Below are 21,256 nucleotides of genomic sequence, written 5' to 3'. Positions count from 1 at the left end.
GGCGGTCAGCCCTTGACGCTGCCCGCGAGGATCCCGTTGATGAAGTGGCGTTGCAGCAGGACGAACAGAGCCAGCACGGGCAGCATCGCGATGCTGCCGGCGGCGAGCAGTTCGCCCCAGACGGTCGCGAAGTCGGCGCCGACGCGGTTGCCGGTGACGTTCTGCGCGAGGGTGGAGAGCACGACCTGGAGCGTCTGGTGGCTCTCGTCGTTGACGGCGACGACCGGCCAGACGAAGTCGTTGTAGATGTTCATGGCGGTCAGGACGCCGAGGGCGGCGATGCCCGGCCGGATGACCGGCACCACGATCCGGGCGAAGATCCCGAACTCGCTCGCCCCGTCCACGCGTCCGGCGTCGAGGAGTTCGTCGGGCACGGCCGCGATGGTCTGCCGCATCCAGAAGATACTGAAGGCGTCGATGCTGCCGGGCAGGATCAGCGCCTGGTACGTGTTGACCCAGCCCAGTTGGCTCATCTCGAGCAGCAGCGGGATGACCAGCACGAGGGTCGGCAGCATCAGCGTGAGCATCAGCACGCCGAAGAGCAGGTTCTTGCCGGGGAAGCGGTACTTGGCGAAGGCGTAGCCGGCCAGCGGGCAGAAGAACATGGTCATCGCGCCCTTGACGGCGACGACGAGCACGGTGTTGACGAAGCCGGTGCCGATCGGCACGTCGTCGAACATCGCCCGGTAGTTGTCGAGCGTGGCCGAGCCGAGCGAGAAGGACAGCGGGTCGCGGACGATGTCGGTCGGCGGCTTCAGCGAGGAGCTGACGGCCCACCAGATGGGATAGACGAACACGAGGGCGAGGAGGCCCAGCACCAGGTACTGGAGCGGCCCCGGCCGGGGCTGGGACAGGCTCCTGCCTGGCTTCTCGGTCCGGCTGGTCATGAGGCTGGTCATGGTCACTCGTCTCGGGAGCGGAGCAGGCGCACGGACAGCAGGGACAGGGCGAACACCAGCAGCACGAGCAGGAAGGAGTTCGCGGCGCCGGTCCCGAGGTCGGACGCCAGGATGTGGTTGTAGAGGTACAGCCCGCCGGTGGTGGTCGAGCCGTACGGGCCGCCCTGGGTGACGACGAACGGTTCGGCGAACATCTGGAACACCGCGAGGGTCTGCACCACGACAAGGAAGGCGATGCTGCGCCGGACCAGTGGCAGGGTCAGCGACCAGAACTGCCGCTTGCGGGAGGCACCGTCGAGGGCGGCGGCCTCGTACACGTCGCCGGGCACGGCCTGGAGTCCGGCGAGCAGGATGATGATCGCGAACCCGGTCGTCTTCCACAGGAACAGCAGCGCGAGCGTCGGTTTGGCCCAGACGGTCGACTGGAGCCAGTCGATGTCCGGCAGACCGACCAGGTTGAACAGGTGGTTGACCAGCCCGTAGTCCGTGTCGAAGGCGACGATCCACACCTGGGCCATCGCCACCAGCGGGGTGACGAACGGCGCGATGAAGGCGACCCGGAACATGCCGCGCAGCCGCAGCCGCGCGTTGGCCAGCAGCACCGCGGCGGCCAGGCCCCCGACGATCTGGAGGGGCACGATCAGCAGCCACATCACCGCGCTGTTGCCCAGCGAGGACCAGAACTCCTCGCTGGTGAGCAGGTAGGTGTAGTTCTCCAGGCCGATGAAGTTCGCCCGGCCCGCGCCCTTCCAGTCGGTGAAGCTCAACTGGAGCGCGAAGACGAGCGGGTAGAGGCCGAAGGCCGCGAAGACGATGTAGAACGGCGCGACGAAGAGGTAGGGCGCGAGGAAGGGCTTGCGGCGGGAGCGGGTGGGGCGCGGCGAGTCGGGTGCCGCCCGTTCCTTGCGGGGCGGGGTGAGGGTGCCGGAGGTCATGCGCGGTCCACCAGGTTGCGCTGGATCTTCTTGGTGGAGTCGTCGATGACGTCGTCGGGGGCCATCTTCCCCTCGATGAGCCGCTGGAGGTTGTTGCCGAGGTAGTCGACGGACTTGGCCCACCAGGCGGGGATCGGCGCGGCGGACGGGATGGTGTCGGCGGCGTCCACGGCCACCTTCCACAGGTCCTGTCCGCCGAGCGCGGCCACCGGTTCGAACAGCGGCTTGTCGGGGCGGCGGGCGGGGCCGTAGCTCGGCACGGAGGTGGTCAGACCGCCCGGGTAGACCTCGCTCGGCCCGTACACCGCGCTGTAGCCGGGCTCCTTGAAGCACAGGAACTCGTACAACAGCCAGGCGAGTTCGGGGTTCTTCGCCTTCGCCGGGATGATGAAGCTGCTGCCGCCCATGGCGCCGCTGCGCGCCCCGCCGGGGGTCCAGGCCGGCAGGGGTGCGGCCCGCCACTTGCCCTTGCCCTTCTTCAGCAGCTGCTGGGGGGCGAAGGACCACCACACCGCCCACGGGACGAGGGCCTGCTGTCCGTTCTCCAGGGCGGCGAGGTCGGCCTGCTTGAGGTATTCGGCGTGGGTGACCAGGTCGTCGTCGACGGCGTCCCGGACCCAGTTGAGGATGTTGCGGTACTCCTTGGAGTCCAGCCGCACCTGCCCGTCGGCGTCGGCGAGGCTGGTGCCCTGCTGGCCCGCGAGCATCTCCAGCCAGAGCTGGCCGAGGAAGGGGTCCTTCTCCATGTGCAGGGGGCGGGCCTTGGGGTTCTTCTCCCGCAGCGACCGGGCCGCCGCCAGCAGGTCGTCGTAGGTCTTCAGCCCGGCCGGGTCGACACCGGCGTCCTCCAGCAGGTCCTCGCGGTACCAGAGCAGTCCGGGGTCGAGGTCCCAGGGCACGCCGTAGATCCGGCCGTCGACGGTGTTGACCGAGAGCTTGTACGCCGAGGTCTTGTCGCGGTAGGGCGCTATCAGGTCCGTCAGGTCGTACAGGTGCTCCGCCTGGCCGCCGATCTTGGCGTCGTCCCAGAAGCTGCCGTCGGGCAGGTCGGTGCCGCTGATCAGGGTGTTGGCGAGCTTGGCGTCGATGTCGACGGCCTGGTGGTTGACCTTGATGTCCGGGTAGGCCTTGCGGAAGGCGTCGATCGCCGCGTCGAAGACCTTGAACAGGTCGCCGGAGCGGTTCCAGATGGTGATCTCGCCCTTGGCCGACGCGCTGGGCGTCCCGGTGAGCTTGCGCGGCTCGGACCCGGAGGAGCCGGGGGCGCACGCCGCGAGGGGACCGGCGGCCGCGGCGAGCGCGCCGGCGCCGAGCGCGCCGCGCAGAACGCTGCGCCGCGGGACGAATGATCTGGACATGAGCACGGCTCCTCGGTCGGGAATGCTGGCTGGGGTACGCGAGAGGGAGTGGCTGAGCAGGGGTGGACGTGGACGCGCGCAGGCGTCGTCGGCGGCGCGCCGGCAGGCACGAGGCCTCGACCACCGCCCACGCTTTGCAACGATGCAGAGATGATGCGTCGCCTTTTGCAACGATGCAATAGCTGAGTAACATCAACCTGCATCTGCGCTGGTCCACACCGGCGCGAACACGAGATGCTGCCGACCGAGGCCCCGCGGGGGCCGTGAGGGGGAACTGGATGGCCGGCTCCACGCTCCGCGACGTCGCCCGACGCGCCGGAGTCTCGATTCGCACCGTGTCCAACGTGGTCAACGGGTCGGTGCCCGTCTCCGACGAATTGCGGGTACGGGTGCAGGCCGCGCTCGACGAACTCGACTACCGGCCCAACCTGGTGGCCCGCAACCTCCGTCGGGGCCGCAGCGGCATGATCGCGCTGGTCGTCCCCGAGCTGGACGTGCCCTACTTCGCCGAGCTGGCCCGCGAGGTGATCACCGCGGCCCGCACCCACGGGTACGTGGTCATGCTCGACCAGACCGACGGCGACGGCGAGCGCGAGCGGGAACTGCTGGGCCGCGAGTCCCGCGCCACGATGTTCGACGGCCTGCTGCTGAGCCCGCTGTCCATCTCGGCGGACGAGCTGCGCCGGCGCACCAACCGGGTGCCCGTCGTGCTCCTCGGCGAGCACATCTTCAACGGAAGCTTCCACCACGTGGCGATCGACAACGTCGCCGCGGCCCGGGACGCGACGGAGCATCTGCTCGGGCTCGGCCGTCGGCGCATCGCCGCCATCGGCGACCAGCCCTACAGCACCGGCGAGACCGCGCAGTTGCGTACGACGGGCTACCGCCAGGCGCTGGAACGTGCCGGACTCACCGTGGACGAGGAGCTGATCGTCCCCACCCCGCGTTTCCACCGCCACCTCGGCGCCGAGGCGATGGAGCGGCTGCTCGCCCTGCCCGAGCCGCCCGACGCGGTCTTCTGCTACAACGACCTGCTGGCCATCGGCGCCATGCACGCGCTGGCGCGGTCCGGTGTACGGGTGCCCGAGGACATCGCCGTCGTCGGGGTCGACGGCATCCAGGAGGGCCGGTACAGCTCGCCGTCACTGACCACCGTCGCCCCGGACAAGGCCGCGATCGCGCGCACGGCGGTCAGCACCCTGCTCGGCGTGATCGACGGTTCGGCGCCCGCGCCGACGGAGACCAAGGCGCCGCACCGGCTGGTGGTGCGGGAGAGCACGGCAGGGGCACCGGCCGACTGACGGCGCGCGGGCTCTCGCACGCCTCCGCGTCTCCGCGTCTCCGCGTCTCCGCGTTTCCCGGCCTCCGCGTCTCCGCGTCTCCGCGGAGCCACCCTTGCCGCGTCCCCGGTCCCGCACCTAGCCTGACTTTGTGCCGCAAATAAACAAAGCCCGATCGCACAACGTGGTGCCGGGCTCCCGCGACGACCTCACCCGTCTCCGAATCGCCCTGACCGCCTTCTTCGCCCTCGACGGCTTCGTCTTCGCCGGCTGGGTGGTCCGGATCCCCGCCATCAAGGAGCAGACCGGCGCCTCCGCCAGCGCCCTGGGGCTCGCCCTGCTCGGTGTCTCGGCGGGCGCCGTGGTCACCATGACGCTCACCGGACGGCTGGTCCGCCGCTACGGCAGCCATCCCGTCACCGTCGCCTGCGCGGTCCTGCTCTGCCTCAGCATCGCCCTGCCCCCGCTCACCCACTCCGCGCTCGCCCTCGGCGCCGTCCTGCTGGTCTTCGGCAGCGCGTACGGCGGGATCAACGTCGCCTTCAACAGCGCCGCAGTCGACCTGGTGGCCGTACTCGGGCGCCCGATCATGCCCAGCTTCCACGCGGCGTTCAGCCTCGGGGGCATGGTCGGCGCGGGGCTCGGCGGTCTCGTCGCCGGGGCGCTGTCGCCGACGCGGCACCTGCTCGCCCTCACCGTGACCGGCCTGCTGGTCACCCTCGTCGCGGGCCGAGCCCTGCTGCGCTGCGAGCCCGCCGCGCCGCCGGACCGCACACCCGAGGAGGACGGCACCCCGCGCCGCCCGGACCGCCGTACCCGTCGCCTCGTCGTCACCTTCGGCCTGATCGCCCTGTGCACGGCGTACGGCGAGGGCGCGATGGCCGACTGGGGCGCCCTGCACCTGGAGCAGGACCTCGACGCCTCCCCGGGCCTGGCGGCGGCGGGCTACTCGTGCTTCGCGCTGGCCATGACCGTGGGCCGGCTCACGGGGACCACGCTGCTCGAACGCCTGGGTCGGACGGCCACGGTGGTGGCGGGCGGCACCACCGCGGTGGCCGGCATGCTGCTCGGGTCGCTCGCCCCGTCCGTGTGGGCGGCGCTGTTCGGCTTCGCGATCACCGGCCTCGGGCTCGCCAACATCTTCCCGGTCGCGATCGAGCGGGCCGGCGCGCTCGGCGGCCCGAGCGGGGTCGCGACCGCGTCCACGCTGGGCTACGGCGGCATGCTGCTCGGTCCGCCCGCGATCGGTTTCATGGCCGACTGGTTCTCCCTGCCGGCCGCGCTCACCAGCGTGGCGGTGCTCGCGGCGGTGGCGGTGCTGGTAGCGGTCGCCACGCGGCGCGCGGCGGTGCCCGGCTGCGCCGGGCACCGCCCGGGAACGGAAACGTGTGCCGGGGAGGCCTGCCGTCGAGTGCGCTCCATGCGGCACACTCCCTGCCATGAAGACCGCGGCGTACGTCGAGACCCTGGACCGTGAAGGCACGTTGCTGGCTGCGGCCGCCGAGGCGGCGGGCAGCGACGCCGAGGTGCCCACCTGCCCCGGCTGGCGCGTGCGGGACCTGCTGCGGCACACGGGGATGGTGCACCGCTGGGCGACGGCGTTCGTCGCCGAGGGGCACACCGGTCCCCGGCGCACCGACGACCCGCCCACCCTCGACGGCGCCCGGCTGGTGAGCTGGTTCCGGGACGGACACGCACGGCTCGTCGACACCCTCAGCGGCGCCGCGCCCGGCGTGCGGTGCTGGCAGTTCCTGCCCGCGCCGTCGCCGCTGGCCTTCTGGGCCAGGCGGCAGGCGCACGAGACGACGGTGCACCGGCTCGACGCCGAGTCGGCGCGCGGCGGTGAGGCCACCGGCATCGGCGTGGACTTCGCGGTGGACGGCATCGACGAACTGCTGTGCGCCTTCCACGCCCGCCCGAAGAGCGCCGTGCGCACCGAGGAACCCCGCACGCTCCGGGTACGGGCGACGGACGCGCCGGACGCCGTGTGGACCGTACGGCTGTCCGCGCAGCCACCGGTGACCGTGCGGGAGGCCGCCGGGGCCGCCGACTGCGAACTGTCCGGCCCCGCCGCACAGCTCTACCCGGCGCTGTGGAACCGCCGGCCCTTCCCGGAGGTGACCGGCGACGGCTCGCTCGCCGCGCTGTGGTGCGAGCGGTCGGCCGTCACCTGGAGTTGAGGCGGGTGTTCCGGCGGCGGCCGGTCAGCCGGCCAGCATCCGGTGCAGCACCGCCCGCTGCACCGGCAGCGCCGCACCGTGCCGGGCGCGTCCTTTCGGCGTGAGCGCCACCCGCACGCCCCGCCGGTCCTCGGGGCACAGGGAGCGCTCGACGAGACCGTCCTTCTCCAGCCGGGCGACCAGCCGCGACAGCGCGCTCTGGCTGAGGTGGACCCGCTCGGAGATCTGCTGGACGCGGTATCCGCAGGAGCCGGAGCCGTCCTCGTCCCGGGTGCCGGCCAGGACGTCGAGAACCTCGAAGTCGCTTCCGCACAGGCCGTGGCCATGCAGCGCACGGTCGAGTTCGCACTGGACGCGGGCATGGAGGACCAGGATCGAGCGCCACCGGGTCACAAGCGCCTGTTCGGCCTTCTTCGCCGCCATCCGCGCACCGTAGCAGAGCCCCTCGCGGCGGTCACCGCGCTGACGCAACCCCGACCGTTCTGGGAGACTTGGCACCATGGGGACCCACGGGGGACGGCGCACGCAGGGCGAACGGGACGCCATCACGATCGAGATCGGCTACGCGCTGTGCAGCGCGGCATTCGCGGCGGCCGTGCTGTTCGGCGCGCTGGCGGGTCCTGCGTACCTGTTCGACCTGACGGGCACACCGCGCACCGCGCTCGTCGGGGCGGGCGTGGTACTCGCCGTGGTGGTGTTCGCCGTCCGGGTGGTGAGCGTGCTGGTCCGGTTCGCGCACGGCGGTCAGCCGAGCCAGCCGGGTCGTACCAGTCCCGACTCGTAGGCGAGGACGACCAGTTGGGCACGGTCGCGGGCGCCGAGTTTCACCATGGTCCGGCTGACGTGGGTCTTGGCGGTCAGCGGGCTGACGACCAGTCGGCGGGCGATCTCGTCGTTGGACAGTCCGATGCCGACCAGGGCCATCACCTCGCGCTCCCGTTCGGTCAGCCGGGCCATCTCGCCGGCCGCCGCGGGCTCCTTGGAACGGGCCGCGAACTCGGCGATCAGCCGCCGCGTCACCCCCGGCGACAGCAGCGCGTCGCCGTCCACCACCGCCCGCACGGCGCGCAGGAGTTCCTCGGGTTCGGTGTCCTTGACCAGGAAGCCGGAGGCACCGGAGCGGATCGCCTCGAAGACGTACTCGTCGAGTTCGAAGGTGGTGAGCATGACCACCTTCACGTCGGGCAGCCCCGGGTCGCCGGTGATCCGGCGGGTCGCGGCGAGGCCGTCGAGCAGGGGCATGCGGATGTCCATGAGGACGACGTCGGGGCGCAGTTCGCGGATCGAGCGCACCGCTTCCTCACCGTCGGCGGCCTCCGCGACCACCTCGATGTCCGACTGCGCGTCCAGCAGCGCCCGGAAACCGGCCCGTACCAGTGACTGGTCGTCGGCGAGCAGTACGCGGATCACCGGTCGTCCTCCTTCGTACGGTTCGGGTGCTTCACGTCGATCGGCAGGGCCGCCAGGACCCGGAAGCCGCCGTCGGGGCGCGGGCCCGCCTCGATGGTGCCACCCAGCGCCGCCGCGCGCTCCCGCATCCCGGCCAGCCCGTTGCCGCTGCCGCCCGCCTCGGCGCCCGTCGCGGGACCGTCGTCGTCGACGCGCAGCAGCAGCGTGCCGCCGTCCCGGCCGAGACGGACGCGTGCGTGCCGCGAACCCGAGTGCCGTACGACGTTGGTGAGCGCCTCCTGCACGATGCGGAAGGCCGCGAGGTCGGTACCGGGCGACAGGCGCGGCGGTTTCCCCTCCACCTCGACGGTGAGGCCCGCGCTCGCCGCCTGCTCGACCAGTTCCGGGAGCCGGTCCAGGCCGGGGGCCGGAGCGCGCGGCGCGTCCCCGGGGGTGCGCAGGGTGTCGAGTACCTGCCGCACCTCGCCGAGCGCTTCCTTGCTCTGGTCCTTGATGGTGGTGAGTGCGGTGCGGGCCTGTTCCGGGTCGGTGTCCAGGAGGGCGAGTCCGACACCGGCCTGCACGTTGATGACGGAGATGCTGTGCGCGAGGACGTCGTGCAGCTCGCGGGCGATCCGCAGCCGCTCCTCGTCCGCGCGCCGGCGTGCCGCCTGGGCCCGCTCCGCCCGCTCCCGCGCCCACTGCTCACGGCGGGCCCGGGCCAGCTCCGACAGGGCCGCGATGGCCACCACCCAGGTGGCGATCACGAGTTCCTGCCCCCAGGAGGCGGCCGAGTCGCCGGACGGCGGCAGCCACCGGTAGAGCCAGTGCGCCACCAGGGCGTGCCCGGCCCACAGGGTTCCCATCGCCGCCCACGCGGCCCTGCGGTGCCCGGCGACGACGGCGCTGAAGCAGGCCACCGCGACGGCCGCGAACACCGGGCCGTACGGGTATCCGGCGCCGAGGTAGACCAGGGTGGTGACCGCCGTGCCGAACACGACCGGCACCGGGTACCGCTGCCGCCACAGCAGGGCGGCTCCCGTCACGAAGAGCAGCACGCGCGCGAAGGGGTCCAGTGCGGCCCGCTCCGCCTCCTGGGCGTGGGCGGCGAAGTTGGAGCCGACCAGCACGAACGCCGTGACGAGCACGGTGGAGCGCCAGGGCCAGGCGGGGCGCTGTTCCTCGTCGCCCCGCCGGTTCCACCACGGGGGCCCGTGCCACCACCACTGCGGCACCCGGCCCGCGCGCTCGCGCTGTCCGTCCATGACCGCCACGCTAGACGCCGGGCCGGGCGGGCGGCGTCACCCGCGCGTGGTGATCACGCGTACTCCCGGCGAAGTACGGCCCTCCACGGCCCGTGAGCCGCCACGGCGCGGACTCGCGGCCGGATGCTCGGGGCACGCCGGGCCGACCGGACGGGCGAGGCGGCCCGCCGGGGGGCAGACGGCTCGGCCCCGCAAGCCGCCCTGGCCGTCACGGTCCCGGACGGCAGGTCGTCGAGGGGGAGGGAAACCGGCGTCCGTCCGATGGGCCGCGGCTCGGTGGGCAGTGCCGGCTCGGCCGGGCCCGTGCCCCGGTGTGCCGCGCGGTCAGGTCCTGACTGGGCGGGCGCCGACGGCCGGACTCGGACGGACTCGGACGGTCCGCCGCCGACGGCCGGGTGCCCGCGGTCAGGCGCCGGTCTCCTCACCCGCGGGCGACGCGGACCGGGTGGACGTCTCGGCCGCCTCGGACCGGCGGTCCATCGCCCCCAGCGCCCGCTGCGCCAGCGGATGGCTGCGGACCAGCTCGCCCAGCGAGGTCGAGCCCTGCGTGATGTCCTTGAACGCCTTCCAGGCCGGACGGAAACCGGTCAGGGCCGCGTGGAAGAGGCCGGGCCGGCGCTCGAACACCGTCAGCATCCGCTTGCCGACACTCATCTCCACGCCCAGTCCGGCCTTGATCGCGAACGCGTAGTTCAGGGCCTGCTTGCGCGCGTCCACCGCGTCGTGGGCCTCGGAGACGCGCACCGCCCACTCCCCCGCGAGCCGTCCCGAGCGCAGCGCGAAGGAGATGCCCTCGCGGGTCCACGGCTCCAGGAGCCCGGCCGCGTCCCCGCACACCAGGACCCGGCCGCGCGAGAGCGGCGAGTCGTCCGCGCGGCAGCGCGTCAGGTGGCCGGAGGAGACGCTCGGTTCGAATCCGGCGAGCCCGAGCCGGGCGACGAAGTCCTCCAGGTACCGCTTGGTCGCCGCGCCCTCGCCGCGCGCCGAGATGACCCCGACCGTGAGCGTGTCGCCCTTGGGGAAGACCCAGCCGTAACTGCCGGGGATCGGGCCCCAGTCGATGAGCACCCGGCCCTTCCAGTCCTCGGCGACCGTCTCGGGCACCGGGATCTCCGCCTCCAGGCCGAGGTCGACCTGGTCCAGCTTGACCCCGACGTGGGCGCCTATCCGGCTGGCGCTGCCGTCCGCGCCGACCACGGCCCGGGCCAGCAGCGTCTCACCGCCCTGGAGGACGACGGCGACCGTACGCCGGTCCGGCACCGCCGAGCCGTGCTGCTCCACCCGGGTCACGGTCGCGCCGGTGCGCAGCTCGGCGCCCGCCTTCTGGGCGTGCTCGACGAGCTGCAGGTCGAACTCGGGCCGGTTGATCAGCCCGAACAGCATCTGCCGGGAGCGCCGGGTCCGGGTGAAGCGCCCGTTGTTCGAGAAGGTCACCGCGTGCACCCGGTCCTGGAAGGGCAGCTCGAAGCCGGGCGGGAGGGTGTCGCGCGAGGGCCCGATGATGCCGCCGCCGCATGTTTTGTAGCGGGGCAGCTCGGCCTTCTCCAGCAACAGGACGCGCCGCCCCGCGACCGCCGCCGCGTAGGCGGCCGAGGCCCCCGCCGGTCCCGCGCCCACCACGACCACGTCCCAGACCTGACGCGCGTCGTCCGCCGAAGAGTTCTCGCTGCTCACGATGGTCTACTGCTCCGATCAAACCGCATGCCGCACCTGACCCCCGCATCCTACGGCGGGCATCGCCGCAGGCCACTGTGGGAGGATCGGCCCGTCATTCCAAGTACTCCTTGGTACAACGTCGCACCCACAAGGAGCGTGCCCATGTCGTCGAATCCGGTCGCCGAGACCGTCGCTTCGCTGATGCCCCGCGCGAAGGAGGAACTGGCCGCGCTGGTGGCCTTCAAGTCGGTGGCCGACTTCGACCAGTTCCCGCGCAGTGAGAGCGAGGGTGCCGCCAACTGGATAGCGGCGGCCCTGCGCACCGAGGGCTTCCAGGACGTGGCCCTGCTGGACACGCCGGACGGCACGCAGTCGGTGTACGGGTACCTGCCGGGGCCCGAGGGCGCGAAGACGGTGCTGCTCTACGCCCACTACGACGTGCAGCCGCCGCTGGACGAGGCGGGCTGGGCCACTCCGCCGTTCGAGCTGACCGAGCGCGACGGCCGGTGGTACGGGCGCGGCGCCGCGGACTGCAAGGGCGGCGTGCTGATGCACCTGCTCGCGCTGCGCGCGCTGAAGGCGAACGGGGGCGTGCCGGTGCACGTCAAGGTCATCGCCGAGGGTTCCGAGGAGCAGGGCACGGGCGGCCTCGAGCGGTACGCCGAGGCACACCCCGAGCTGCTGGCCGCGGACACCATCGTCATCGGCGACGCAGGCAACTTCCGGGTCGGCCTGCCGACGGTCACCTCCACGCTGCGCGGCATGACGCTGCTGCGCGTGAAGGTCGACACGCTCGAAGGCAACCTGCACTCGGGGCAGTTCGGCGGCGCGGCGCCCGACGCGCTGGCCGCCCTGATCCGCGTGCTGGACTCGCTGCGCGCGGCGGACGGCTCGACGACGGTCGACGGTCTGGCGGCGGACAGCACCTGGGAGGGGCTCGCCTACGACGAGGAGCAGTTCCGCCGGGACGCGCGGGTGCTGGACGGCGTGGAGCTGATCGGCTCCGGTTCGGTCGCCGACCGGATCTGGGCGCGGCCGGCCGTCACGGTGCTCGGCATCGACTGCCCGCCGGTCGTCGGCGCCACCCCGTCGGTGCAGGCGGGCGCGCGGGCGCTGGTGAGCCTGAGGGTGCCGCCGGGCGTGGACGCGGCCGAGGCCACCAAGCTCCTCCAGGCCCACCTGGAGACGCGTACGCCGTGGGGCGCCCGGGTCGCCGTCGAGCAGATCGGCCAGGGCCAGGCGTTCCGCGCCGACACCACGAGCCCGGCGTACCAGGCCATGGCGGACGCGATGGCGGTGGCGTACCCCGGCGAGGAGATGCAGTACGCCGGTCAGGGCGGCTCCATCCCGCTGTGCAACACCCTGGCGTCCCTCTACCCGGAGGCGGAGATCCTGCTGATCGGCCTGAGCGAGCCGGAGGCGCAGATCCACGCCGTGAACGAGAGCGTGTCCCCAAAGGAGCTGGAGCGGCTGTCGGTGGCGGAGGCGCACTTCCTGCGCAACTACGCGGCGAGCTGAGTCCGCTCCCGTCCCGCGTTCTGCCGTCGGCACAGGGGCCTCGCCACCCGGTGGGGCCCCGGCGTCAGCCGACCGGCGTGCCCGCCTCCAGATAGTGGGCGGCGCCGCGTTCCCGGGCCCGCAACGCCCAGCGCAGCCGCTCGTAGCGGACCGGGGGCAGCAGGTCGGCGGCCTCGTCCTCGGTGGCGAAGCGCCAGCCGCGCAGCTCGGGGCCGGGCAGCAGCACCCGGCCGGCGTCCGCGGCGTCGAGCCGGCCGCCGTCGAAGAGCAGCCGCAGACCGCCGTAGGCGGGAGGGGCCGGGGGTTCCCAGTCGACGACCAGCAGGGCCGGTACGTCCCGGAGGCTGAGGCCGGTCTCCTCGGCGACCTCGCGGATGCCGGCGCGGGCGGGCGCCTCGCCGGGTTCGACGACGCCGCCGGGGAACTCCCAGCCGGGTTTGTAGGTGGGGTCCACGAGCAGGATCCGGTCCCGCTCGTCGAAGAGCAGGACGCCGGCGGCGACGGTCTCGCCGGTGGGCTCAGGGGTCTGGACGATCTCGCAGGCCGGCACGGCACCCGAGCCGACGGCCTCGGCGACCCGGGCGGCGGCCTCGTAGGGGGTGAGGGCGCCGGTGTCGACGGGGTGGGCGTCGGCGGTGAGCCAGGAGGCGAGGGCCGCGCGGTAGGGCTCGATGTGGTCGTAGGACCACTGCCGTGTCCGCAGCTCGCCGTCCGGGAGGTCCCGCGGCACCTCGCGGCTCGCTATTCGCTCCCGCAGGATCGTTTCGGCCGGGGCCAGCAGGATGTGCCGGACCTCGATCCGGCGAGCGGCGAGACCGCCGAAGATCTCGTCCCGGTACTCCTGGCGCAGCAGGGTCATCGGGACCACGAGCGTCCCGCCGAGGTCGGCGAGCAGCGCCGCCGCCGTGTCGATCACCAGCCGGCGCCAGATCGGCAGGTCCTGGAAGTCGCCCACCTCGGCCAGGCGTTTGGGCGGCAGCAGGTGCGCGAGTGCCCCGCCGACGACCTCGGGGTCGAAGAGCGTGCTGTTCGGGATCAGTTCGATCAGTTCCCGTGCGGTGGTGGTCTTCCCCGCACCGAACGCGCCGTTGATCCAGACGACGGTCACAGGTCCCCCTCTTCTGTTGGCCCACTGTGGCTTGCCCGCTTCACCCCGCCACGGAAACCAGCCCGGCCGGTGACGTGGGAAAGGGCATATGACAGCGGCGCCGACGCCCCCTCGGGGGCGACGGCGCCGTGTGGACCCGACCGGGCGCGACGGCCCGGTCCGGGGTGTCAGCCAAGCTGTCCCAGGGCGTCGTCGTCGAGGGTCAGGCTCTCGGTGGCGACGGTGTCCCCCAGGGTACTGACGGTGTCGTCCACCCCGAGATTGAGCGGGAGGTCGCCCGGGGCGGCGTGGGACGGGCTGACGGCCGCGACGACGAAGCCGGTGGCGAGGGTCGCGAGGGCGAGGATGCTGCGCTTCTTCATGCCCCGTTCAACTACGCCGCCGCCCCGGGGTCACGGGCAGGACCGCGGGAGTCGCCGCGTGCCCCGGAGTCCGCCGGGCCGCCGTGGCGCGGGGCTCAGACGTGGGCGGCGGTCACGTCCGCCGTCCTCGCCAGGGCCGCGGCGGCCGCGCCGACCAGTCCGGCGTCCGTGCCCATCTGGGCGGGGACGACCGCGAGGCGCTGGACGAAGGACAGCGTCGCGTAGTCGGTGAGGGCCTTGCGCAGCGGGGCGAAGAGGACGTCCCCCGCCTTGCCCACTCCCCCGCCCACCACGGCGATGTCGATCTCGACGAGGGTCGCGGTGGCGGCGATGCCGGCGGCCAGTGCCTGCGCGGCCCGTTCGAAGGAGGCGACGGCCACGGGGTCGCCGAGGCGTGCCGAGGCGGCGACCGCGGCGGCGGAGGTGTCGCCGTCCGGTCCGGGCAGCCAGCCGGCCTCCAGCGCGCGGCGGGCGATGTTGGGGCCGCTCGCTATGCGCTCCACGCAGCCGCGCGCGCCGCAGGGGCAGGGGTCGCCGTCCAGGTCGACGCTGATGTGGCCGATGTGGCCGGCGTTGCCGGTCGGTCCGGGGTGCAGCCGGCCGCCCAGCACCAGTCCGCCGCCGACGCCGGTCGAGACCACCATGCACAGCGCGTTGTCGTGTCCGCGGGCGGCGCCCTGCCAGTGTTCGGCCGCCGTGATGGCCACCCCGTCGCCGATCAGCTCCACCGGCAGGCCGCCGGCGGCGGACCGGACCCGTCGGACCAGCGGGTAGTCGCGCCAGCCGGGCACGTTCACCGGGCTGACCGTGCCGGCCGAGGCGTCCACCGGGCCGGCGCTGCCGATGCCGACCGCCGAGGCCCGCCCCCACAGGGGCGACGCGGTCAGTTCGGCGAGCACGTCCTCGACGGCCCGCATCACGGTGTCACCGTCCTCCCGGGCGGGTGTCGCACGCTGTGCGCGCGCCTGGATGCGGCCGTCGCCGTCCACCAGCGCGCCGGCGATCTTGGTGCCGCCGATGTCCAGCGCTGCCACTAGGTCGGTGTGCATCAGAGTCGGATCTCCCCGTCGGACCGAAAGCGAAAAAGCCGTACACAAGAGCGCGCGGCGACCGGCCCCGCGGTGGGGACGAGGGCCGGAGAGTGCGTTGGACAGTGTCTCCCGCATCTGACAACGTTGTCCAGGCTCTATGCTCGACGCCACATCCTCATACAAGCCCATGACCGACACATCCCCCCGGACAGCAGGAGCCGACGCAATCCCGTGGACGACAGGACAGGACACCGCATCGTGCCCGACACGACCCGCCGCGCAGACCGCCTCCCCGGGAACCGTTACGGCAACCGCCCGACCATGAAGGACGTCGCCGCCCGGGCGGGAGTCGGCCTCAAGACCGTCTCCCGGGTGGTCAACGGTGAGCCCGGCGTCACCCCGGAGACCGAGCGCCGCGTCCAGGAGGCCATCGACGCGCTGGGCTTCCGCCGCAACGACAGCGCGCGGGTGCTCCGCAAGGGCCGCACCGCGAGCATCGGCCTGGTCCTGGAGGATCTGGCGGACCCGTTCTACGGGCCGCTCAGCCGCGCCGTGGAGGAGGTGGCCCGCGCCCACGGCGCCCTGCTGATCAACGGGTCCAGCGCGGAGGACCCGGAGCGCGAGCAGGAGCTGGTGCTCGCCCTGTGCGCGCGGCGCGTGGACGGTCTCGTGGTGATCCCCGCCGGGGACGACCACCGGTATCTGGAGCCCGAGCTGAAGGCGGGCGTCGCCACGGTGTTCGTGGACCGTCCGGCGGGACAGATCGACGCGGACGTGGTGGTCTCCGACAACTTCGGTGGTGCTCGCGACGGGGTGGCCCACCTGATCGCGCACGGGCACCGCAGGATCGGCTTCATCGGCGACATGCCCCGCATCCACACCGCCGCCGAGCGGTTGCGCGGCTACCGGGCGGCGATGGAGGACGCGGGCATACCGGTCGAGGACTCCTGGATGTCCCTGGGTGTCACCGATCCCGTGCGGGTGCGCCGGGCGGCCGAGGAGATGCTCGCCGACCCGCAGCCGGTCACCGCGATCTTCACCGGCAACAACCGGGTGACGGTCACCGTGATCCGGGTCCTGGCCGAGCACACCCGGGGCGTCGCACTGGTCGGTTTCGACGACATCGAGCTGGCCGACCTGCTCCAGCCGGGCGTCACCGTGGTCGCGCAGGACGCGGCCGCCCTCGGCCGCACCGCCGCCGAGCGGCTCTTCCGGCAGCTGGACGGCTCCCTCCTCGCCCCCGACCGCATCGAACTGCCGACCAGGCTGGTCACCCGGGGCTCGGGCGAGCTGCCGCCGTCGGCCTGACCGCGCAGCCACAGCCACAGCCACAGCCACAGCCACAGCCACAGCCACGAGGAGCATCACACCGTGTCGAAACCTCCCGGCGAGGACCGGACGCTGCGCGCGCTCGGGCTGGCCGGGGTGCCGCGCGAGGAGCCGCTGCTGTACCCGGGCGCGTGGCCCCGGGAGTCCGGGCTGCTGGACGGGGACCGGTTGCTGCCGCTGGACCGGCCGGTGTACGACGAGGAGGACGGCCGGGTCCCGGTGCTGGCGATCGGGTCCAACGCGAGCCCGGCACAGCTGCGGCACAAGATGGCCGAGTTCGGGATCGACTCGCCGATCCCGATGGTCAGGTCCCGGGTCACCGGACTGGACATCGGCGTCTCCGCGCACGTGAGCCGCATGGGCTACGTGTCCGCGTCGCCGGTGGGCGCCCCCGGCACCGTACGGGAGCTGTTCGTGCTGTGGCTCGACGCCGAGCAGCTCGCGGTGATCGACGCGAGCGAGGGCGTCCCGATGGCGGGCGGCAACTTCGACCGCGTCTGGCTGCCCGCGCCCGACGTGCGCGTCGAGCCGGGCGACGGCTCGGTGCTGGGCGGTGCGTACGCGTACGTCAACCGCCACGGCGTCCTGCACGACGGCACCGGCGCGCCGCGACGGCATCCGAGGGCGCAGCGGCCCCTGATCACCGAGCTGCTGCACGGGTCGGCCCGGCTGCGGGAGCTGTTCGGGACGACGCCCGAGGAGTTCAGCGCACGGGCGCGGGCGGACCGGCGGCTGTGCGACCGGGGGACGCGGCTGTTCGCCGAGGAGGAGCGGGTGACGGCGTCCGGCCTGGAGCGGTACGTGGGCTCCGGGCCGGAGGACCCCTTCGCCGGGAGCCGGACGCCGTCGGCCGGGCCTACTGCGCCGACGCCGTGAGGTCGCCGCGCCGCGGGCCCGAGAAGCCCTCCAGGTCGGCGCGGGTCAGGCCGGTCAGCCGGGCGACCTCGCCGATGTCGAGGGCGCCGCAGTCCAGGCCGCGCAGCAGGTAGCCGCTGAGGGCCTTGGCGGTGGCGGGCTCGTCCATGACGTCGCCGCCGGTGCGGTTGGCGTAGCGGGCGAGGCGGGCGGCGGCCTGTTCGAAGCCCTCGCGGTAGAAGGCGAAGACGGCCGCGTACCGGGTGGGGATGTGGCCGGGGTGCATGTCCCAGCCCTGGTAGTAGGCGCGGGCCAGGGCGCGGCGGGTGAGGCCGTAGTGCAGCCGCCAGGCGTCGTGGACCTGCGCGGTGGGGCCGACCGGCAGGACGTTGGTGGAGCCGTCCGAGACCCGTACGCCGGTGCCGGCGGCGGCGACCTGCATGACCGCCTTGGCGTGGTCGGCGGCCGGGTGGTCACTGGCCTGGTGGGCGGCGGAGACGCCGAGGCAGGCGCTGTAGTCGAAGGTGCCGTAGTGCAGGCCGGTGGCGCGGCCCTCGGCGGCCTGGATCATCCGGGCGACGGCGGCGGTGCCGTCGGCGGCGAGGATCGACTGGCTGGTCTCGATCTGGATCTCGAAGCCGATCCGGCCGGGCGTGAGGCCGCGCGCCTTCTCGAAGGCCTCCAGGAGCCGCACCATGGCGGTGACCTGCTCGGGGTAGGTCACCTTGGGCAGGGTGAGGACCAGCCCGTCGGGCAGGCCGCCGGCCTCCATCAGACCGCTGAGGAAGACGTCGAGGGTGCGGATGCCCCGGGCGCGCACCGGCGCCTCCATGCACTTCATGCGGATGCCCATGTACGGGGCGGCCGTGCCCTGCCCGTACGCCTCGGCGACCAGGCGGGCGGCGCGGGCGGCGGCCTCGTCCTCCTCGGCGTCCGTACGGTTGCCGTAGCCGTCCTCGAAGTCGACGCGCAGGTCTTCGATCGGCTCGCGCTCCAGTTTGGCGCGTACGCGGGTGTACACGGGCTCCGCGAGGTCGTCGGCGAGACCGAGGACGGCGGCGAAGGAGGCGGCGTCCGGGGCGTGTTCGTCGAGCGCGGCGAGGGCCTTGTCGCCCCAGGAGCGGATCGTGTCGGCGGCGAAGACGTCACCGGGGACGTAGACGGTGTGGACGGGCTGGCGGGTGCCCGGGTCTCCGGGGTAGCGGCGCTCCAGCTCCGCGTCGACCGGTGCGAGGGAGGCACTGATCTCCTCGCCGACGGCGCCCGCGAGGCTCGTTGCCACCTTCTCCTGCTGACCCATTCGACACCCTCCTGATGTTCATTTTTCCGCTGACCGGAATCGGTTATCCGTAGAGTGAAGTTATCTGGCGAGTCTTCACCGGTCAACACCATCCTGCGCGCACGCCGAGGCCCCCGCGACGTCCGTGGACGTCACCGGGGGCCTCGGTGTGCGGTGCGGCGGGGAGGTCAGCCCTTGCGGGTCTTGACTTCCTCGGTGAGCTGCGGGACGACGTCGAAGAGGTCGCCGACGACGCCGTAGTCGACCAGCTCGAAGATCGGGGCCTCGGCGTCCTTGTTGATCGCCACGATCGTCTTCGAGGTCTGCATGCCCGCGCGGTGCTGGATCGCGCCCGAGATGCCGGAGGCGATGTACAGCTGCGGCGAGACGGACTTGCCGGTCTGGCCGACCTGGTTGGTGTGCGGGTACCAGCCCGCGTCCACCGCGGCGCGCGAGGCGCCGACGGCCGCGCCGAGCGAGTCGGCGAGCGCCTCGATGATCGCGAAGTTCTCCGCGCCGTTGACACCGCGGCCGCCGGAGACGACGATCGCGGCCTCGGTCAGCTCCGGGCGGCCGGTCGACTCCCGAGGCGTGCGCGAGGTGACCTTGGTGCCGGTGGCGGCGGCGGAGAAGGTGACCGACAGGGCCTCGACGGCGCCGGCGGCCGGGGCGGCCTCGACGGCGGCCGAGTTCGGCTTGACCGTGATGACCGGGGTGCCCTTGGAGACGCGGGACTTGGTGGTGAAGGCGGCGGCGAACACCGACTGGGTGGCCACCGGGCCCTCGTCGCCGGCCTCCAGGTCGACGGCGTCGGTGATGACGCCGGAGCCCAGGCGCAGCGCCAGGCGGGCGGCGATCTCCTTGCCCTCGGCGGAGGACGGGACCAGCACGGCGGCCGGGGAGACGGCGGCGACGGCGGCCTGGAGGGCGTCGACCTTCGGCACGACCAGGTAGTCGGCGTACTCGGCGGCCTCGTGGGTCAGGACCTTCACCGCGCCGTGCTCGGCGAGGGCGGCGGCGGTGTCACCGGCGCCGTTGCCCAGCGCGACGGCGACGGGCTCGCCGACCCGGCGGGCCAGCGTCAGCAGCTCCAGGGTCGGCTTGCGGACGGCACCGTCCACGTGATCGACGTAGACGAGAACTTCAGCCATGGGACTTCTTCTCTCCTGCTTGCGAAAGATGAGGGGCGGTTGGGGCGGCGGGGCCTCAGATGAACTTCTGGCCCGCGAGGAACTCGGCGAGCTGCTTGCCGCCCTCGCCCTCGTCCTTGACGATCGTGCCCGCGGTGCGCGCCGGACGCTCGGCGGCCGACTCCACGACCGTGTAGGCGTTCTCCAGACCGACCTCGTCCTCGTCGATGTCGAGGTCGGAGAGGTCCCAGGACTGAACCGGCTTCTTCTTGGCCGCCATGATGCCCTTGAAGGACGGGTAACGCGCCTCGCCCGACTGGTCGGTGACCGACACGACCGCCGGCAGCGACGCCTCCAGCTGCTCCGTGGCCGAGTCGCCGTCCCGGCGGCCCTTCACGACGCCGCCCTCGACCGAGACCTCGGACAGCAGCGTCACCTGCGGCACGCCCAGGCGCTCCGCGAGCAGCGCGGGGACGACGCCCATGGTGCCGTCCGTGGAGGCCATGCCGGAGACGACCAGGTCGTAACCGGCCTTCTCGACGGCCTTGGCCAGCACCAGGGAGGTGCCGATGGCGTCGGTGCCGTGCAGGTCGTCGTCCTCGACGTGGATCGCCTTGTCCGCGCCCATGGACAGCGCCTTGCGCAGGGCGTCCTTGGCGTCCTCGGGGCCCACCGTCAGGACGGTGACCTCGACGTCGTCGTCGGAATTCTCGGAGATCTGCAGCGCCTGCTCGACCGCGTACTCGTCCAGCTCGGAGAGCAGACCGTCCACGTCGTCCCGGTCGACGGTCAGGTCATCGGCGAAGTGCCGGTCGCCAGTGGCGTCGGGCACGTACTTCACAGTGACAACGATCCTCAAGCTCACGCCGGCTCTCCTACTGCGTCGACATTTCAGTGCTGCCTCTTGCAGGCAGCATAGGCGCCCCAAGCGGCCGATCCCGGTCGGGGCGACCTGCGCTCCGCCCGGAATATTACTCGTCAGTACATCCAGTTCCTGCCCGCTAAGCAAGCGCTTTGAACTGTGACCTTCGCAACGCAGCGTAACCGGAACCCGACACCTTCGCAGAAGCCGTCCCGCCGACCGGTCAGTCGCGCAGACCCCGGTAACGCCCCTGGTGGTACAGCAGCGGCTCGCCGGCTCCGGCGGGGTCGCCCAGGAGGACTTCCGCCAGCACGATCCGATGGTCCCCCGCGGGCACCCGTCCGACCACCCGGCACACCAGCCAGGCGAGCACGCCGTCCAGCACGGGCACCCCCTCGGGCCCCTCCCGCCAGCCGGTGGGTGCGGCGAAACGGTCGGCGCCGCTGCGGGCGAAGGTGGTCGCCAGCTCCTCCTGGTGCTCGCCGAGCACATGGACGCCGACGTGCTCCGCCTCGGACACCGCGGGCCAGCTCGACGAGCCGGTGCCGATGCCGAAGGAGAGCAGCGGCGGGCGGGCGGAGACGGAGGTGAGGGAGGTGGCCGTGAAACCGGCCGGGCCGCCGGGGCCCCGCGCGGTGATCACGGCGACACCCGCAGCGTGCCGCCGGAAGACGGACCGCAGCAGGTCGTCGGTGGCGGGCCGGGGTGCGGCCAGGTCGGGTGTGGCCGTCATACGGGATGGCCCTTCTGCGGTGCGCCTCGGTCCCGGCAACGGCGAGCGGGGCATGGGGGCGGGCTGACGACGGGTGGCACGCACAGT

The 21,256-nt window shown here is 73.0% G+C and carries 21 protein-coding genes; 7 read left to right on the top strand and 14 right to left on the bottom strand.

The features are described from left to right. Positions 1 to 5: 5 nt before the first annotated feature. From Sru02f_RS14445 to Sru02f_RS14435, 3 genes are read right to left on the bottom strand one after another with little or no spacing between them, the layout of a single operon-like run. Complete coding sequence (locus Sru02f_RS14445; RefSeq protein ID WP_109030428.1) at positions 6 to 899, bottom strand: carbohydrate ABC transporter permease; 894 nt, start codon at positions 897 to 899, stop codon at positions 6 to 8. A gap of 2 nt (positions 900 to 901) precedes the next feature. Then, a complete protein-coding gene (locus Sru02f_RS14440; protein WP_109030427.1) occupies positions 902 to 1,834 on the bottom strand; it encodes a carbohydrate ABC transporter permease in 933 nt (310 codons plus the stop codon). Further along, positions 1,831 to 3,192, bottom strand: coding sequence for an ABC transporter substrate-binding protein (locus Sru02f_RS14435; protein ID WP_109030426.1), 1,362 nt, complete (start codon positions 3,190 to 3,192; stop codon positions 1,831 to 1,833). Before Sru02f_RS14435 ends, Sru02f_RS14440 begins: the two co-directional genes overlap by 4 nt. A gap of 278 nt (positions 3,193 to 3,470) precedes the next feature. Here Sru02f_RS14435 and Sru02f_RS14430 point away from each other — a divergent pair, with 278 nt between their 5' ends. From Sru02f_RS14430 to Sru02f_RS14420, 3 genes are all read left to right on the top strand, one after another. Further along, positions 3,471 to 4,493 (top strand): LacI family DNA-binding transcriptional regulator, encoded by a 1,023-nt coding sequence (locus Sru02f_RS14430; protein WP_109030425.1) that lies wholly within the window; start codon positions 3,471 to 3,473, stop codon positions 4,491 to 4,493. 166 nt (positions 4,494 to 4,659) lie between these two features. Beyond that, positions 4,660 to 5,949, top strand: coding sequence for an MFS transporter (locus Sru02f_RS14425; RefSeq protein ID WP_373103717.1), 1,290 nt, complete (start codon positions 4,660 to 4,662; stop codon positions 5,947 to 5,949). Beyond that, positions 5,912 to 6,652 (top strand): maleylpyruvate isomerase family mycothiol-dependent enzyme, encoded by a 741-nt coding sequence (locus tag Sru02f_RS14420; RefSeq protein ID WP_109030424.1) that lies wholly within the window; start codon positions 5,912 to 5,914, stop codon positions 6,650 to 6,652. The genes Sru02f_RS14425 and Sru02f_RS14420 overlap by 38 nt, the downstream gene beginning before the upstream one ends. 24 nt (positions 6,653 to 6,676) lie before the next feature. Here the strand turns inward: Sru02f_RS14420 and Sru02f_RS14415 are convergent, their stop codons facing one another. After that, the gene (locus Sru02f_RS14415; RefSeq protein ID WP_164275938.1) at positions 6,677 to 7,075 is read right to left on the bottom strand and encodes a MarR family winged helix-turn-helix transcriptional regulator; all 399 of its coding nucleotides are present in this window, start codon (positions 7,073 to 7,075) and stop codon (positions 6,677 to 6,679) included. A 76-nt stretch (positions 7,076 to 7,151) separates the two neighbouring features. Here Sru02f_RS14415 and Sru02f_RS14410 point away from each other — a divergent pair, with 76 nt between their 5' ends. Then, a complete protein-coding gene (locus Sru02f_RS14410; protein ID WP_109030422.1) occupies positions 7,152 to 7,436 on the top strand; it encodes a DUF6332 family protein in 285 nt (94 codons plus the stop codon). Here Sru02f_RS14410 and Sru02f_RS14405 read toward each other — a convergent pair. From Sru02f_RS14405 to Sru02f_RS14395, 3 genes are all read right to left on the bottom strand, one after another. Beyond that, on the bottom strand, positions 7,397 to 8,062 hold the full coding sequence (locus Sru02f_RS14405) for a response regulator transcription factor (RefSeq protein WP_109030421.1): 666 nt from the start codon (positions 8,060 to 8,062) through the stop codon (positions 7,397 to 7,399). The genes Sru02f_RS14410 and Sru02f_RS14405 overlap by 40 nt on opposite strands. After that, on the bottom strand, positions 8,059 to 9,306 hold the full coding sequence (locus Sru02f_RS14400) for a sensor histidine kinase (RefSeq protein ID WP_109030420.1): 1,248 nt from the start codon (positions 9,304 to 9,306) through the stop codon (positions 8,059 to 8,061). The genes Sru02f_RS14405 and Sru02f_RS14400 overlap by 4 nt, the downstream gene beginning before the upstream one ends. Before the next feature lie 405 nt (positions 9,307 to 9,711). Next, positions 9,712 to 10,980: a geranylgeranyl reductase family protein gene (locus Sru02f_RS14395; RefSeq protein ID WP_109030419.1), complete on the bottom strand. Its 1,269-nt coding sequence runs from the start codon at positions 10,978 to 10,980 to the stop codon at positions 9,712 to 9,714. 144 nt (positions 10,981 to 11,124) lie between these two features. On the opposite strand from Sru02f_RS14395, the gene Sru02f_RS14390 reads away from it, so the two are divergent. After that, positions 11,125 to 12,480, top strand: a complete 1,356-nt coding sequence (locus Sru02f_RS14390) for a dipeptidase (protein WP_109030418.1) — start codon at positions 11,125 to 11,127, stop codon at positions 12,478 to 12,480. A 64-nt stretch (positions 12,481 to 12,544) separates the two neighbouring features. Here Sru02f_RS14390 and Sru02f_RS14385 read toward each other — a convergent pair whose 3' ends face one another. The 3 genes from Sru02f_RS14385 to Sru02f_RS14375 all read right to left on the bottom strand — a co-directional run bounded on the left by Sru02f_RS14385 (position 12,545) and on the right by Sru02f_RS14375 (position 14,999). Continuing rightward, positions 12,545 to 13,588, bottom strand: a complete 1,044-nt coding sequence (locus Sru02f_RS14385) for an NUDIX hydrolase (RefSeq protein ID WP_109030417.1) — start codon at positions 13,586 to 13,588, stop codon at positions 12,545 to 12,547. A gap of 167 nt (positions 13,589 to 13,755) precedes the next feature. Further along, a complete protein-coding gene (locus Sru02f_RS14380; RefSeq protein WP_109030416.1) occupies positions 13,756 to 13,950 on the bottom strand; it encodes a hypothetical protein in 195 nt (64 codons plus the stop codon). Positions 13,951 to 14,045: 95 nt separating this feature from the next. Next, entirely contained in the window at positions 14,046 to 14,999 is a 954-nt protein-coding gene (locus Sru02f_RS14375) for an ROK family protein (RefSeq protein ID WP_109030415.1), read from the bottom strand. 213 nt (positions 15,000 to 15,212) lie between these two features. Between Sru02f_RS14375 and Sru02f_RS14370 the strand changes: the two genes are divergently transcribed. Both Sru02f_RS14370 and Sru02f_RS14365 read left to right on the top strand, forming a co-directional pair. Then, entirely contained in the window at positions 15,213 to 16,289 is a 1,077-nt protein-coding gene (locus Sru02f_RS14370; protein ID WP_164270317.1) for a LacI family DNA-binding transcriptional regulator, read from the top strand. 63 nt (positions 16,290 to 16,352) lie between these two features. After that, positions 16,353 to 17,186 (top strand): hypothetical protein, encoded by an 834-nt coding sequence (locus Sru02f_RS14365; RefSeq protein WP_109030413.1) that lies wholly within the window; start codon positions 16,353 to 16,355, stop codon positions 17,184 to 17,186. Here Sru02f_RS14365 and Sru02f_RS14360 read toward each other — a convergent pair. The 4 genes from Sru02f_RS14360 to Sru02f_RS14345 form a co-directional block, all read right to left on the bottom strand. Continuing rightward, positions 17,167 to 18,465: a DUF6986 family protein gene (locus tag Sru02f_RS14360; RefSeq protein WP_109030412.1), complete on the bottom strand. Its 1,299-nt coding sequence runs from the start codon at positions 18,463 to 18,465 to the stop codon at positions 17,167 to 17,169. The genes Sru02f_RS14365 and Sru02f_RS14360 overlap by 20 nt on opposite strands. Positions 18,466 to 18,632: 167 nt before the next feature. Further along, positions 18,633 to 19,595, bottom strand: a complete 963-nt coding sequence (locus tag Sru02f_RS14355) for an electron transfer flavoprotein subunit alpha/FixB family protein (RefSeq protein ID WP_106518687.1) — start codon at positions 19,593 to 19,595, stop codon at positions 18,633 to 18,635. Positions 19,596 to 19,650: 55 nt separating this feature from the next. Beyond that, positions 19,651 to 20,439: an electron transfer flavoprotein subunit beta/FixA family protein gene (locus Sru02f_RS14350; RefSeq protein ID WP_109030411.1), complete on the bottom strand. Its 789-nt coding sequence runs from the start codon at positions 20,437 to 20,439 to the stop codon at positions 19,651 to 19,653. Positions 20,440 to 20,659: 220 nt separating this feature from the next. Next, positions 20,660 to 21,169: a flavin reductase family protein gene (locus tag Sru02f_RS14345; RefSeq protein ID WP_109030410.1), complete on the bottom strand. Its 510-nt coding sequence runs from the start codon at positions 21,167 to 21,169 to the stop codon at positions 20,660 to 20,662. Positions 21,170 to 21,256 lie beyond the last annotated feature (87 nt).

Origin of the sequence: Streptomyces rubrogriseus (assembly GCF_027947575.1) — a bacterium.
Classification (GTDB): Bacteria; Actinomycetota; Actinomycetes; order Streptomycetales; family Streptomycetaceae; genus Streptomyces; species Streptomyces rubrogriseus.
This window is presented reverse-complemented; position numbering and strand designations above follow the sequence as displayed.

Excerpts from the sequence above, each read along its gene's own strand:
- Sru02f_RS14445 (WP_109030428.1), bottom strand. The coding sequence starts at position 899 with ATGACCAGCCTCATGACCAGCCGGACCGAGAAGCCAGGCAGGAGCCTG.
- Sru02f_RS14440 (WP_109030427.1), bottom strand. The coding sequence starts at position 1,834 with ATGACCTCCGGCACCCTCACCCCGCCCCGCAAGGAACGGGCGGCACCC.
- Sru02f_RS14435 (WP_109030426.1), bottom strand. The coding sequence starts at position 3,192 with ATGTCCAGATCATTCGTCCCGCGGCGCAGCGTTCTGCGCGGCGCGCTC.
- Sru02f_RS14430 (WP_109030425.1), top strand. The coding sequence starts at position 3,471 with ATGGCCGGCTCCACGCTCCGCGACGTCGCCCGACGCGCCGGAGTCTCG.
- Sru02f_RS14420 (WP_109030424.1), top strand. The coding sequence starts at position 5,912 with ATGAAGACCGCGGCGTACGTCGAGACCCTGGACCGTGAAGGCACGTTG.
- Sru02f_RS14415 (WP_164275938.1), bottom strand. The coding sequence starts at position 7,075 with ATGGCGGCGAAGAAGGCCGAACAGGCGCTTGTGACCCGGTGGCGCTCG.
- Sru02f_RS14410 (WP_109030422.1), top strand. The coding sequence starts at position 7,152 with ATGGGGACCCACGGGGGACGGCGCACGCAGGGCGAACGGGACGCCATC.
- Sru02f_RS14400 (WP_109030420.1), bottom strand. The coding sequence starts at position 9,306 with ATGGACGGACAGCGCGAGCGCGCGGGCCGGGTGCCGCAGTGGTGGTGG.
- Sru02f_RS14390 (WP_109030418.1), top strand. The coding sequence starts at position 11,125 with ATGTCGTCGAATCCGGTCGCCGAGACCGTCGCTTCGCTGATGCCCCGC.
- Sru02f_RS14380 (WP_109030416.1), bottom strand. The coding sequence starts at position 13,950 with ATGAAGAAGCGCAGCATCCTCGCCCTCGCGACCCTCGCCACCGGCTTC.
- Sru02f_RS14375 (WP_109030415.1), bottom strand. The coding sequence starts at position 14,999 with ATGCACACCGACCTAGTGGCAGCGCTGGACATCGGCGGCACCAAGATC.
- Sru02f_RS14360 (WP_109030412.1), bottom strand. The coding sequence starts at position 18,465 with ATGGGTCAGCAGGAGAAGGTGGCAACGAGCCTCGCGGGCGCCGTCGGC.
- Sru02f_RS14355 (WP_106518687.1), bottom strand. The coding sequence starts at position 19,595 with ATGGCTGAAGTTCTCGTCTACGTCGATCACGTGGACGGTGCCGTCCGC.
- Sru02f_RS14345 (WP_109030410.1), bottom strand. The coding sequence starts at position 21,169 with ATGACGGCCACACCCGACCTGGCCGCACCCCGGCCCGCCACCGACGAC.